At 72.8% G+C, this 13,078-nt stretch carries 13 protein-coding genes and 1 pseudogene; 7 read left to right on the top strand and 7 right to left on the bottom strand.

The window, feature by feature from the left end; all coding sequences use genetic code 11:
• Position 1 precedes the first annotated feature (1 nt).
• Entirely contained in the window at positions 2-1,081 is a 1,080-nt protein-coding gene (locus ACN6LD_RS29325) for a Zn-dependent alcohol dehydrogenase (protein ID WP_445044786.1), read from the top strand.
• Positions 1,082-1,127: 46 nt separating this feature from the next.
• On the opposite strand, the gene ACN6LD_RS29320 is transcribed toward ACN6LD_RS29325, so the two are convergent.
• The 3 genes from ACN6LD_RS29320 to ACN6LD_RS29310 form a co-directional block, all read right to left on the bottom strand.
• The gene (locus tag ACN6LD_RS29320) at positions 1,128-2,129 is read right to left on the bottom strand and encodes a DMT family transporter (RefSeq protein ID WP_319187150.1); all 1,002 of its coding nucleotides are present in this window, start codon (positions 2,127-2,129) and stop codon (positions 1,128-1,130) included.
• Between the two features lie 149 nt (positions 2,130-2,278).
• Positions 2,279-3,097 (bottom strand): ArsR/SmtB family transcription factor, encoded by an 819-nt coding sequence (locus ACN6LD_RS29315; RefSeq protein ID WP_445044785.1) that lies wholly within the window; start codon positions 3,095-3,097, stop codon positions 2,279-2,281.
• A gap of 34 nt (positions 3,098-3,131) precedes the next feature.
• A complete protein-coding gene (locus ACN6LD_RS29310; RefSeq protein ID WP_319166270.1) occupies positions 3,132-3,767 on the bottom strand; it encodes a TetR/AcrR family transcriptional regulator in 636 nt (211 codons plus the stop codon).
• 81 nt (positions 3,768-3,848) lie between these two features.
• On the opposite strand from ACN6LD_RS29310, the gene ACN6LD_RS29305 reads away from it, so the two are divergent.
• From ACN6LD_RS29305 to ACN6LD_RS29295, 3 genes are all read left to right on the top strand, one after another.
• Positions 3,849-5,000 (top strand): acyl-CoA dehydrogenase family protein, encoded by a 1,152-nt coding sequence (locus tag ACN6LD_RS29305; RefSeq protein ID WP_319187152.1) that lies wholly within the window; start codon positions 3,849-3,851, stop codon positions 4,998-5,000.
• Between the two features lie 59 nt (positions 5,001-5,059).
• Positions 5,060-5,302 (top strand): YiaA/YiaB family inner membrane protein, encoded by a 243-nt coding sequence (locus ACN6LD_RS29300; RefSeq protein ID WP_107444819.1) that lies wholly within the window; start codon positions 5,060-5,062, stop codon positions 5,300-5,302.
• 71 nt (positions 5,303-5,373) lie between these two features.
• Positions 5,374-6,000, top strand: a complete 627-nt coding sequence (locus ACN6LD_RS29295; protein WP_319187093.1) for a TetR/AcrR family transcriptional regulator — start codon at positions 5,374-5,376, stop codon at positions 5,998-6,000.
• Positions 6,001-6,026: 26 nt separating this feature from the next.
• Here the strand turns inward: ACN6LD_RS29295 and ACN6LD_RS29290 are convergent, their stop codons facing one another.
• A complete protein-coding gene (locus ACN6LD_RS29290; protein ID WP_057579718.1) occupies positions 6,027-6,488 on the bottom strand; it encodes a MaoC family dehydratase in 462 nt (153 codons plus the stop codon).
• Positions 6,489-6,574: 86 nt separating this feature from the next.
• Between ACN6LD_RS29290 and soxR the strand changes: the two genes are divergently transcribed.
• Together soxR and ACN6LD_RS29280 are read left to right on the top strand one after the other, a co-directional pair.
• Complete coding sequence (gene soxR, locus ACN6LD_RS29285) at positions 6,575-7,108, top strand: redox-sensitive transcriptional activator SoxR (protein WP_415924820.1); 534 nt, start codon at positions 6,575-6,577, stop codon at positions 7,106-7,108.
• Positions 7,109-7,242: 134 nt separating this feature from the next.
• On the top strand, positions 7,243-7,518 hold the full coding sequence (locus ACN6LD_RS29280) for a hypothetical protein (RefSeq protein WP_445044790.1): 276 nt from the start codon (positions 7,243-7,245) through the stop codon (positions 7,516-7,518).
• Here ACN6LD_RS29280 and ACN6LD_RS29275 read toward each other — a convergent pair.
• A pseudogene (locus tag ACN6LD_RS29275) lies at positions 7,494-7,683 on the bottom strand (RNA ligase (ATP)); the annotation flags it as partial. The gene ACN6LD_RS29280 and the pseudogene ACN6LD_RS29275 sit on opposite strands and share 25 nt — an antisense overlap.
• Before the next feature lie 124 nt (positions 7,684-7,807).
• On the bottom strand, positions 7,808-8,410 hold the full coding sequence (locus ACN6LD_RS29270; protein WP_319187097.1) for a hypothetical protein: 603 nt from the start codon (positions 8,408-8,410) through the stop codon (positions 7,808-7,810).
• Between the two features lie 209 nt (positions 8,411-8,619).
• On the opposite strand from ACN6LD_RS29270, the gene ACN6LD_RS29265 reads away from it, so the two are divergent.
• Positions 8,620-11,406, top strand: a complete 2,787-nt coding sequence (locus tag ACN6LD_RS29265) for a penicillin acylase family protein (protein WP_445044784.1) — start codon at positions 8,620-8,622, stop codon at positions 11,404-11,406.
• 22 nt (positions 11,407-11,428) lie between these two features.
• Here ACN6LD_RS29265 and ACN6LD_RS29260 read toward each other — a convergent pair whose 3' ends face one another.
• Positions 11,429-12,850 (bottom strand): serine-threonine protein kinase, encoded by a 1,422-nt coding sequence (locus ACN6LD_RS29260; protein WP_445044783.1) that lies wholly within the window; start codon positions 12,848-12,850, stop codon positions 11,429-11,431.
• Between the last annotated feature and the right edge of the window lie 228 nt (positions 12,851-13,078).

Below are 13,078 nucleotides of genomic sequence, written 5' to 3'. Positions count from 1 at the left end.
AGTGGTCCGTGCCGCCGTACTTCCCGCCGTCGGAGCTCCCCTGGAGGTCATCGGCATCGACCTCCCGGAACCCGGCCCGGGCCAGGTCCGCGTCCGCCTCGCCGCCGCCGGGGTCTGCCACTCCGACCTCTCCCTGTCCGACGGGACCATGCGGGTGCCCGTCCCCGCCGTCCTCGGCCACGAGGGCGCGGGCACGGTCGTGTCCGTCGGCGAAGGGGTCGCCCGGGTCGCACCGGGCGACCGGGTCGTCCTCAACTGGGCTCCCTCCTGCGGGAGTTGTCACGCCTGTGGGCTGGGCGAGGTCTGGCTGTGCGCCAACGCCCTGAACGGCTCCGCGGACGTCTACGCCCGCACCGCCGACGGCAGGGACCTGCACCCGGGCCTGAACGTCGCCGCGTTCGCCGAGGAGACGGTCGTCCAGGAGTCCTGCCTGCTGCCCCTGCCGGACGGCATCCCCCTCGCCGACGCCGCCCTGCTGGGCTGCGCCGTCCTCACCGGCTACGGCGCCGTCCACCACAACGCGCGCGTCCGGGCCGGCGAGACGGTCGCCGTCTTCGGCGTCGGCGGCGTCGGCCTCGCCGCCCTCCAGGCGGCCCGGATCGCGGGCGCCTCGACGATCGTCGCCGTGGACGTCTCCCCCGAGAAGGAGGAGCTGGCCCGGTCGGCGGGCGCCACGGAGTACGTGATCGCCTCGCCGGACACCGCCCGAGAGATCCGCGCCCTCACCGGCCGGCAGGGCGTCGACGTGGCCGTGGAGTGCGTGGGCCGGGCCGTCGCCATCCGCACGGCCTGGGAATCCACCCGGCGCGGCGGCCGCACCACGGTCGTCGGCATCGGCGGCAAGGACCAGCAGGTCACCTTCAACGCCCTGGAGCTCTTCCACTGGGGCAGAACCCTCTCGGGCTGCGTCTACGGGAACTCCGACCCGGCGAGGGACCTCCCGGTCCTCGCCGGCCACGTCCGGGCGGGCCGTCTGGACCTCGGCGCCCTGGTGACGGAGCGCATCGCGCTGGAGGACATCCCGGGCGCCTTCGACAACATGATGGCCGGCAAGGGCGGCCGGGCGCTCGTCGTGTTCTGACCTCGCCCCCCACGGTCGGGACGGCGGGGCGGGCCCCCGGTCGGCGTCAGCCCGACCGGGGGCCGACCTCCCGGTCGGGCCCCGGGTCGGGAACCCCCGCTTCTCCCGCCCCCGTCGCCTGCGCGGACTCCGCCGCCCGCGCCGGCGGCACCCGCGGGGTGCGGGGCTTCGACCGTGACACGGCCACGCCCGCCAGGCACAGCACGCCGCCGGCCAGCGTGAGCGCCCCCGGCACCTCGCCGAGCGCCAGCCAGGACATCAGGACGACCAGCGCGGGCACCGCGTACGTGGTCGCCCCCATACGGCTCGCTGTCGTCCGGGCCAGGGCGTACGCCCACGTGGTGAAGGCCAGCGCGGTCGGGAAGACGCCCAGGTAGACCATGTTGAGCGTGGCGGAGACCGGCGCGTCGGCCGCCTCGTGGACCAGCTGTCCCGCGAACGGCAGACACACCACCGCGCCGACGACGCACCCGAACGTCGTCACCTGCAGCGCGCTCGCGCGGCCCAGGGCCGGCTTCTGTGCCACGACGCCGCCCGCGTAACCGAAGGCGGCGAGCAGGCACAGCACCACGCCCAGCACCGACGACCCGCCCTCGCCCGACATCGAAAGGCCCACCGCGACCGCGCCCGTGAACGACACCGCCATCCCGGCCAGCAGCCGCGGCGGCATCGCGTCCCCGAGCAGCCGCGCGCCGAGCAGCGCGATGAGGATCGGCCCGATGTTCACCACCAGCGCCGCCGTTCCCGCGTCCACCTGCTGCTCGCCCCAGTTGAGGACGACCATGTAGAAGCCGAACCACAGCACCCCCGACACGGCGATCCCGCGCCAGGCGGACCTCGGCGGCCACCCCGCACGCCGTACGGCGCAGATGCTCCCCAGCACCACCGTCCCGGAGAGCAGCCGGCCGAGCGCGAGCGCCCCCGGCGAGTAGGCGTCGCCCGCGCTGCGGATCGACACGAAGGCGGAGGCCCACAGCACGACGGTCACGGCGGCCGCACCGGCGGCGAGCATCTCGGTACGGCGTTCGGCAGGCCGGGGGCTGGTCATCATGGTCCTCAAGGCTAGGAGGGGGGACGGAGCGGGGCTCGCGGATTTCGGACCGGGCGTCCCGCCGGGACGTGCAGCAGGTCGAGACGGGCGCGGCGCAGCCGCGGACACGGGGCGGGCGCGGACGCCGACGGGGCGTCGGCCTCGGCTCAGCGCAGGGCCCCGGGCTCGACGCCCAGCAGGTCGGCCAAAGCCCGCTCGCCCCGCGTGGTCACCTTCACGGCCCGCTCGGAGCCGACGCGCACACACCACCCCGCGTCGAGGGCGTGCCGGCACAGCGCGGCGCCGGCCGCGCCCGCCAGATGCGGCCGCCGCTCGGTCCAGTCGAGGCAGGCTCGGGCGAGCGGCCTTCGGGTGGCGAGGTCGAGGACGATGCCGCAGTCCTCGAACCACCGCACCCCTGCCGCCGTCAGCGCGAAACCGGTGCCCCGCTCGCCGGCGGCGGGGTCCGGGCCTGCCTCGGCGGACGCCCGGGGGCGTCCGGCCGCCGAGGCAGGCGCGTGCGCCGGGGCGAGCAGGCGGCGGGCGGTGAGGGCGTCCGTCACGACGATGCCGAGGCGGCCGGCGAGATGGTCGTAACAGGTGCGGCCCCGGGCCATCGCCGAACCGGCACTCGTGGCGCGCAGGCCGCGCGGCCGGTGGGCCGGGTCCGGGGTCACCTGGGCGGCCAGGTCCTCCAGGAGCTGGGCGGCCCGGGTGCCGGCGAGCCGCACGTACCGGTGCCGCCCCTGTCTTTCCTCCGCCAGCAGGCCCCCCGCGACCAGCTTGCCCAGGTGCTCGCTCAGTGTGGACGCGGCGACGCCCGCGTGCCGGGCGAGTTCGCCGGCGGTCCACGCCCGCCCGTCGAGCAGGGCCAGCAGGCAGGCGGCCCGGGTCTCGTCGGCGACGAGACCCGCGAGTGCGGCCAGCCCCGCCGCCCGGGGGTCCTTGCGGCTGCCGGTGTCCGTGACGCTCATGCCGTCCAGCATGCGCGACGCACACTTCGGCCGACGCCGAACCGTGTCAGGGCAGCTGTTCGAACTGCCGCGCGAGGCCGTCCAGGAGGGCCGTGAGCCCGGTCTCGAAGGCCCGCTCGTCGATCTTCTCCTGCTGCTCGGCGAGCAGATGGGCCTGCCCCAGGTGCGGGTAGTCGGCGGGGTCGTAGGCGCTCACGTCGTCGACGAAACCGCCGGCGAACGAGCCGAGCGCGGAGCCCATGATGAAGTACCGCATCAGCGCGCCGATGCTGGTGGCCTGGGCGGCGGGCCAGCCGGCGCGGACCATCGCCCCGTACACCGCGTCGGCGAGCCGCAGTCCGGCCGGGCGGCGGCCGGGTCCCTGGGCGAGCACGGGGACGATGTTCGGGTGGTCGCGCAGGGCCGCCCGGTAGGAGACGGCCCAGTCGTGCAGCGCGGTCCGCCACTCCCGGCCGGCGTCCTCGAACATCGACAGGTCGACCTGGGCGCTCACCGAGTCGGCGACGGCCTCGAGGATCTCGTCCTTGGTGCGGAAGTGGTTGTACAGGGAGGGCCCGCTCACCCCCAGTTCGGCGGCGAGCCGACGCGTGGAGACGGCCGCGAGGCCCTCCGCGTCCACGAGCGCCCGTGCGGTCTCGACGATCCGGTCGGTGCTGAGGAGGGGCTTGCGCGGTCGGGCCATGGCGCACATAGTAGGGCTGCACGCTGTAAACTAGCAGTGCTAATTTAAAATCCGACTTCCCTTCAGTGAGGTGATCTCGTGGTGAATCTGGGGCTCAGCGAGGAGCAGACGGCCGTCCGGCGGCTCGCCAAGGAGTTCGTGGACCGCGAGATCGCCCCGCACGTCGTCGCCTGGGACCGCGCCGAGGAGGTCGACCGGTCCGTCGTGAAGAAGCTCGGCGAGGTCGGCTTCCTCGGGCTGACCGTCGACGAGGAGTACGGCGGCTCCGGCGGCGACCACCTCGCCTACTGCCTGGTCACCGAGGAACTGGGCCGCGGGGACTCGTCGGTGCGCGGCATCGTGTCCGTCTCCCTCGGCCTGGTCGCCAAGTCGATCGCTGCCTGGGGGAGCGAGGAGCAGAAGCGCCGCTGGCTGCCCGGGCTGACGTCGGGCGCGTACGTCGGCTGCTTCGGCCTCACCGAACCGGGCACCGGCTCGGACGCGGGCAACCTCACCACCCGCGCGGTCCGTGACGGCGACTCGTACGTGATCAACGGCGCCAAGACGTTCATCACCAACGGGACCTGGGCCGACGTCGTCCTGCTCTTCGCCCGCTCGACCGACGCGCCGGGACACAAGGGCGTCTCCGCGTTCCTCGTCCCCACGGACACTCCCGGTCTCGGCCGCCGCACCATTCACGGCAAGCTCGGCCTGCGCGGCCAGGCGACCGCCGAGCTGGTCCTCGAGGACGTCCGGGTGCCCGCCTCCGCCATGCTGGCGCCCGAGGGCAAGGGCTTCTCCGTCGCGATGTCGGCGCTGGCCAAGGGCCGGATGTCGGTGGCGGCCGGGTGTGTCGGCATCGCGCAGGCCGCCCTGGACGCGGCGGTGCGCTACGCCGGCGAGCGCGAGCAGTTCGGCAGGAGCATCGCCCACCACCAGCTCGTCCAGGAGCTGATCAGCGACATCGCGGTCGACGTGGACGCGGCCCGGCTGCTGACCTGGCGGGTCGCCGACCTGATCGACCGGGGCCTGCCCTTCGCGACCGAGTCCTCCAAGGCCAAGCTCTTCGCCTCGGAGGCCGCCGTACGCGCCGCCAACAACGCCCTGCAGGTCTTCGGCGGCTACGGCTACATCGACGAGTACCCGGCCGGCAAGCTGCTGCGCGACGCCCGCGTGATGACGCTCTACGAGGGCACGAGCCAGATACAGAAACTGCTCATCGGACGGGCCCTGACGGGGGTGTCGGCGTTCTGAGTACGAACTGAGTACGCGGACGGATGCGGCGCGGGCCCTCCCGCGGCCAGGCTGTCGCCATGAGTGAGACACCGGTCAAGCAGAACACCGCCGCCTTCTACGGCCAGGCGGTCGCGTCCTTCGCCGTGGCCATGGCGGCGACCGCCATCGGCATCTTCAAGCTGAACGCCGACGCCTGGGTGCGAGCCTTCCTCGCGATCGCCGTTCTGTACCTCGTCACGTCGGCCTTCACCCTGGCCAAGGTGATCCGGGACAAGCAGGACGCCGCGGCCCGGGTGTACAGCCCCTTCGAGAAGCTCTGAGCGGGCACTCTAAGCGAGCGCTCACCTTCGGCGGTATGGTGTAGCCCCTGTACCGAGAGAGGCGACGAGCGATGACTACGGCGGAGGAGACGTCCGGCGGGGAGATCGAACCGTGGGACGAGGTCACCCCTGACGCGGCTCGGCGACTCCTCGTCGCCGCGGTGGAGGCCTTCGCCGAGCGGGGCTACCACGCGACGACGACCCGGGACATCGCGGGCCGCGCGGGCATGAGCCCGGCCGCCCTCTACATCCACTACAAGACCAAGGAAGAGCTGCTGCACCGCATCAGCCGGATCGGTCACGACCGTGCGCTGGACATCCTGCGCACGGCGGCCGCCGGCGAGGGCAGCGCCACCGAGCGTCTCGCCGAGGCCGTGAGCTCCTTCGTCCGCTGGCACGCCGGACGGCGCACCACGGCCCGGATCGTGCAGTACGAGCTGGACGCCCTCGGCCCGGACGCCCGCGCGGAGATCCTGGGCCTGCGCCGCAAGGTCGACGCCGAGGTCCGCGGGATCATCGAGGACGGCGTGGCGAGCGGCGAGTTCGCCGTGCCGGACGTGCACGGCACCACCCTCGCCGTGCTGTCCCTCTGCATCGACGTGGCCCGCTGGTTCAACGTCGGCGGGCCGCGCACGCCCGACGAGGTCGGCGAGCTGTACGCCGACCTCGTGCTGCGGATGGTGGGCGCGGCGAAGTAGCCGCGCCGGCCTTGCGACGACCGGCCTCAGAGGTAGTAGCGGGACACCGACTCCGCCACGCACACCGGCTTGTCGCCGCCGTCGCGCTCCACGGTGAACGCCACGCTGACCTGCACGCCGCCGGTGACGTCCTCGACGCCGGTGATCGTCGCGGTGGCGCGCACCCGGGAGCCGACGGGCACCGGGGCGGGGAAACGCACCTTGTTCGTCCCGTAGTTGACGCCCATCTTCACGTTCTCGACCGTGATCAGCTGCGGGCCGAAGAGCGGCAGCAGGGAGAGGGTGAGGTAGCCGTGCGCGATGGTCGTGCCGAACGGTCCTGCGGCGGCCTTCTCCGGGTCCACGTGGATCCACTGGTGGTCGCCGGTGGCCTCCGCGAAGAGGTCGATCCGCTTCTGGTCCACCTCCAGCCAGTCGGTGTACCCCAGCTGCTCGCCCACCGCCGCCCTCAGCTCGTCGGCGGACGTGAAGATCCTCGGCTCTGCCATGTCTGCGGCCCTCTCGCGTCACTGGATGCCCATGCCACCGTGCCATGGGTCTAAGCAACTGCTTAGCATGGTCGGGCGGAGGGTCGATGTCAACGGACCTCGGGCCGACGGGGGTGGGTAGGGTTCGAGGGGTGCCCCAGATTCCCGAGAAGATCCACGAGCTCACGGTGGGCCAGCTCGCCGCCCGGAGCGGCGCCGCCGTCTCCGCCCTGCACTTCTACGAGTCCAAGGGCCTGATCAGCAGCCGCCGCACCTCGGGCAACCAGCGCCGCTACCATCGCGACACGCTCCGCCGCGTCGCCTTCGTCCGCGCCGCGCAGCGGGTCGGCATCCCGCTGGCCACGATCCGTGAGGCCCTTGCCGGACTCCCGGAGGAGCGCACCCCGACCCGCGAGGACTGGGCCGCCCTGTCGCAGGCGTGGCGCGCGGAGCTGGACGAGCGGATCAGGCAGCTCGACCGGCTCCGCGACCACCTCACCGACTGCATCGGCTGCGGCTGTCTGTCACTCGACACCTGCGTCCTGTCCAACCCGGACGACGTCCTCGGCGGGCGGCTGTCCGGCTCACGCCTGCTGGCCGAACGTCGAGAAGGCGACGGCAGGGCCGGGGGACAGGGCTGAGCCGCCGGCGACCCGCTCCCGCGAGGCGCCCGGGGGACCGGAATCGGCGCCCGGGGCCGACGTGGGCCGCAGCGCCGCCGCCCCGCACGCTGCTGCCGACCCCGGCCCGCGCGCTGCCGCCGACCTCGGCCCGCATGCTGCCGACCCCGGCCCGCGCGCTGCCGTCGACCTCGGCCCGCATGCTGTTGGCCCCGGCCTGCGCGCTGCTGCCGGCCCCGGCCTGCATGCTGCCGTCGACCTCGGCCCGCATGCTGCCGACCCCGGCCCGCACGCTACCGCTGGCCCCGGCCCGCATGCTGCCGTCGACCCCGGCCCGCGCGCTGCCGCCGGCCCGGACGCCCCGCCGTCCGCAGGCCGCCCCGTCCGTCCCCGGCTGCCCGTGCCCGGTGCCGCCCTTCAGGGTCAGGTAGGCACCGCTCACCGCCTCGGCGATGGGCCCGGCCTCCGGTCACCGGGCTGTACCGCTCGGCGGCCGGGCGGATCGCCACTCCCTCGCGCAGATGCAGTTCGCATCCGGAGACCGTCTCGCGGCCGGAGGCGATCTCCAGCCCCCGTGCGCTGTCGTACGGCCCCTCGCCCGGTGTGAAAAAGGGGTGCGGCATCCCCGGCGCACCCCCGCCGTCCTCGCGGCCCGGCCAGTGACCGGCCGACGGCCTCGGGCGGAGCTCCGGCCTGGGTCGGGCCTGGGTCGGGCCTGCGTCAGGCCGACACCAGCAGCCGTCCTCGCCGGGCGTGCGCCAGCGCCTCCGGCGTGAGCACGGGGCGCGGGACGAGGATCCCGCAGTCCGCGCAGACCGGTCCCGCCGACGGTTCGTGGTCCAGTTCGTACTTCCAGGGCAGCCGTTCGCCGCCGCACACCGGGCACCCGGAGCCCGGCGCGCGCTCCAGCGCGGCGATCAGTTTGCGCAGCACGTCGGCCAGCGGCTCACCGGGGTGGAGCCGCGGGTCGTCGCACCAGGCGACGCCGAACCCGCCCCAGGTGAGGCGGTGCCAGTCGTCCACGCTCCCGGGCCGGCGCAGCCCGTCGTGCTTCTCCTTCTTGCGGCGTTCGGCGAACTCCCCCTCGTAGGTCAGCCACACCGCCCGCGCCGCCTCCAGTTCGTCCAACGCGGCCACGAGCCGCGCCGGGTCGGGGGAGCGGTCCTCCGGACCGAATCCGGCCCGGGAGCACAGATGGTCCCAGGTCGCTCTGTGCCCGTAGGGGGCGAACCGCTCAAGGCATTTGCGCAGCGAATACCGCCGCAGTGCCAGATCGCACCGCGGGTCTCGCACCTGTCTCGCCAGACTCCGGAAACCGGCCATCGCCTTGCACCTCCGTCACATCTGCACCTGAACTTCGGTCACTTCGGCGTTCGTCGTACGGACGTCGTCGAATAGACGTATCGACAAGCGATTCGGCTCCATCCGATCTCCGACGACCTCCACAAGCCGAAAACTTGACGCATGTTCATCTTCAATCCCGGGGATACCGGCGGTAACCTTTCGGCCACCCCCGTCGCTAGGAGCAGCCGATGCCTCGGCGAACCCCCCGCAACTCTCTCGACAGACTGAGAACTCCCGGCAGATTCCCCGGGTTCCTGAAGACCGCTTCCATATGCGCTCTGATCGCCGGACTTTTGTCGCCTCTTTCCCAAGTGGCGGCAGCGGCCGAGGTCACGGCCGCGAACGACTACTGCGGCGGACAGTGTTCCGACATCCTGCCGCCCGGCGAGAACGGCAACGCCACGCTGGCGCAGGTCCTCCTCAACCAGGCGTTCGGCACCCAGCCCGAACACGCGGAGGACCAGCTCGGCCCCTACGCCAACCTCGCCAAGGGGTACCCCACCCTCACCAACGCCACGATCAACACCTTCTTCAACGACGCGTCGTTCGGCGTCGCCGCCGACCAGGTCGCCTCGACCGTCAAGCCCGCAGGCCGCACGGACGTGACGATCGTCCGCGACAAGAAGACGGGCGTACCGCACATCTCGGGCACCACCCGGTACGGAACCGAGTTCGGCGCCGGGTACGCCGCGGCCCAGGACCGGCTGTGGCTCATGGACGTCTTCCGTCACGTCGGGCGCGGCCAGCTGACCGCGTTCGCGGGCGGCGACCCCTCCAACCAGGGTCTCGAGCAGCAGTTCTGGCGCAATGCTCCGTACACCGAGGCAGACCTCCAGGCCCAGATCGACAACGCCGTCGCCACCAACGGCACCCGCGGCCAGCAGGCTCTCGCCGACGCGAACGCCTACCTGGCAGGTGTCAACGCCTACATCGACGCCTCCGACAGCGGCCGCTACTTCCCCGGTGAATACGTCCTGACGGGACACAAGGACTCAATCACCAACGCCGGCACCATCGACCACTTCAAGATCACCGACCTGGTGGCGCTGGCCTCGGTCATCGGCGCGCTGTTCGGTTCAGGCGGCGGCGGCGAGGTCAACAACGCCGTCTCGCTGCTCGCCGCACAGGAGAAGTACGGCGTGGAGCAGGGCACCCAGGTCTGGGAGGCGTTCCGCGAACGCAACGATCCCGAGGCCGTCCTCACCGTCCACAACGGCGAGAGCTTCCCCTACGGCGGCAAGCCCGCGACCCCGCAGGGGGAGGCGCTGCCCGACGCCGGTTCGGTGGCCTCGCAGCCGCTGGTCTACGACGCCACGGGCACCGGCGCCGACGCCGGCGCGACCGCCGCCACCGCCACGGCGACCGCGAGCGCCCTCAGCTCGGCCAGGCGCGGCATGTCCAACGCCCTCGTGGTGAGCGGCAAGTCCACCGCGAGCGGCCACCCGATCGCCGTCTTCGGCCCGCAGACCGGCTACTTCGCCCCGCAGTTGCTCATGCTCCAGGAGATCCAGGGTCCGGGCATCAGCGCCCGCGGCGCCTCCTTCGCGGGCCTGAGCATGTACGTCGAACTCGGCCGCGGCCAGGACTACGCGTGGAGCGCCACGACGTCCGGCCAGGACATCATCGACTCCTACGCGGTCGAACTGTGCCAGGACGACTACCACTACCTGTACCACGGCGTGTGCACCGCCATGGACGTCGTCGAGCAGAAGAACGCCTGGAAGCCGACGACCGCCGACGGGACGGCGGCCGGCTCGTACACCATGCGCGTCTACCGGACGAAATACGGGCCCGTGGAGTACCGGGCGACCGTGGGCGGCAAGAAGGTCGCCTACACCACCCTCAGGTCGTCCTACATGCACGAGGCCGACTCGATCATCGGCTTCCAGATGCTGAACGACCCGGACTACGTCAAGAGCCCGCAGACCTTCCAGAGCGCGGTGCAGCACATCAACTACACCTTCAACTGGTTCTACGCCGACTCCACGCACACGGCGTACTACAACAGCGGCGACAACCCGGTCCGCCCGAGCGGCGTCGACGCCGAGTTCCCGGTGTGGGCGCAGGCGGCCTACGAGTGGAAGAACTGGGTCCCGGCCACCAACACGGCCGAGTACACCCCGGCTTCGGCGCACCCCAACTCCATCGACCAGGACTACTACGTCTCCTGGAACAACAAGCAGGCCAAGGACTACACGACGGCCTCCTGGGGCGACGGGTCCGTGCACCGCGGGAACCTGCTCGAGGACCGGGTGAAGAAGCTGGTCGCGGCCGGCGGCGTCACGCGCGCGTCCCTGGCGAAGGCGATGGCGGAGGCGGCGCTCACGGACCTGCGCGCCGAGGACGTCCTGCCGAACCTGCTGAAGGTGATCAACAGCTCGACGGTCACCGACTCCACCGCGGCGGCCGCCGTGACCAAGCTGCAGACCTGGCTGACGGCCGGCGGCAGGCGCACGGAGACCTCGGCGGGCTCGAAGACGTACGCCGACGCCGACGCGATCCGCATCCTGGACGCGTGGTGGCCGCTGCTGGTCAAGGCCGAGTTCGAACCCGGTCTGGGCACCGGCCTCTACAACGCCTTCGGCGCGAACCTGCCCATCGACGAGTCCCCGTCGGCGGCCCACGGGCCGACCGGATCGCACGCCGGCAGTTCCTTCCAGTACGGCTGGTGGAGCTACGTCGACAAGGACGTCCGCGCCGTGCTCGGCGAGACCGTGCGGGGCGGGCTGCCGCAGAAGTACTGCGGCGGCGGCACCCTGGGCGGCTGCCGGGACGTCCTGATCAGCACCCTGAAGACGGCGGCCGGCAAGACCGCGGCCCAGGTCTACCCGGGCGACACCCTGTGCGCGGCCGGCAACCAGTGGTGCGCCGACTCGATCGTGCAGCGCACCCTGGGCGGGATCAAGCACGGCAACATCAGTTGGCAGAACCGGCCCACCTTCCAGCAGGTGGTGGAGTTCACCTCGCACCGGTGAGGCACTGAGGAACGGCGGCGGGTCAGCGTACGCGGCCCGCCGCCAGCACCAACCGCGCCAGCTCGGGGTGCACGATGTCGCTGTGCGCCCCGGCCGGCGCCCCGCCGCGCCGGACGACCGCGGCCGCGTCGACGTTCACGCACCCCGACGCCGGAAGCGGGCCGGCCAGCGCCTCGGCGAGGGTGTACGCGCGCGTGCCCGGGACCGCCTGCACCCCGTCGTGCCCCATGGCGCCCCACTTGGCGCCCAGCACACTGCCGACGCCGAACTCCTCGAACACCCCGCGTGCGTCGCCCGCCATCCGGGAGGCCAGCGGATACATCGTGCCGAGCGCCGCGTCGAAGGAGGAGTGACAGCACACCAGAGGTCCGTCGACACGGTTCTGCAGTCCCTGCAGCACTCCGCCCGCACGCGCGTCGTGCGGCAGCCGGGCCGCGAACGCGTAGTGCGAGAAAGCCCCTTGGAGCAGCGTCACGGACTTCACCGTGCGCACCCCCTCCGGCAGTCCGCGCAGCGCGAAGGACACCAGCCGCCCGCCGAAGCTGTGCCCCACGAGATGCACCCGCACCGTGGGCGCGACCGCCGCCAGCCGGCCCACGAACGGACCGAGCCCGCGCTCGCCGACCGTCCCCGCCCGCCGCTTCATCGCGTAGTACGTCGCCTGCCGCAGCAGCTCGTGCGCCCCGTCCCAGGGGTTGGGCAGGGAGAACCCCTCGACACCGCGGCCGCGTTCCGGGCCGGCGACCGGGCCGCCGGGCAGAAGGCCGTCGGACGCAGGGCCGTCGGGCGGAAGGCCGTCGGACGCCGGGTCGCCGGACGCCGGGCTCCCGGCATCGAGGCCGGCCAGGGCCCCGGCGAACTCCTCGCAGACCTCCGCCGTGGGCCCCGCGAACATCTGCGGCCCGTCCTGCGGGACGCCGTCCGTCAGGGTGTCCGCCGCGAACAGCGCCTGCGGCCCGTGCGGCGCCACGTCCACCAGCAGCCGCACCAGCCGTCCGAACTCCTCCAGCGCGGCCTCCCCGGGCGGCCGCTGCTCCAGCAGCCGCCCGATCCGGTCCACCGCCGCGGCCCGGCCCGGGAAGGTCTCCAGCAGTGCGTGCCGGGTCTGCCCGTCCAGCGCCCCACGTCGGACGGCCCCCGCGGCCGCGGACCGTGGGAAGTCCGGGATCGGTTCGTCCGGGAACCGCATCGACGGCCACACCACGCCGACGTATCCGATCCTCGCGGCCGGCGCGAGGGCGGGCATCGGAGCGAAGAAGCGGCTGTAGAGCCCGGTCGCTGCCGAGCGGTCGGTGTTCCAGCCGTGCGCGAAGACGATCAGGTCACGGACGCCGCGCCGCGCCACCTCGGCCGCCAGGCGGTCCGGCCGTCCGCCTTCGGTGTCGCCGTCGGCGTCGAAGGTCAGTTCCCAGTACGGCGTGACGCTCATCGCAGGTTCCGCCACGACAGGCCCTCGTTCCCGAAATCGTTCCCGAAGCGGTGCGCCGGATGCGCGCATCGTCCTGCGAACGGCAACGATTGGCCATACGTCACGCCTCATCGCGCTTCATCACGTCACATCCGTCGGACGGAGCTCTCCCGGGTCCGGCGCAGCCCGGCGCACGGCGAACGGGCGGTGAATCCGGAACGGCCCTTCCGCCACAACATACCGACTGGTTAGTCTGGGACGCGG

This window comes from Streptomyces sp. SAS_272 (assembly GCF_052543235.1).
The sequence above is the reverse complement of the archived record's forward strand: the minus strand, read 5'-3'. Positions and strand labels throughout refer to the sequence as shown.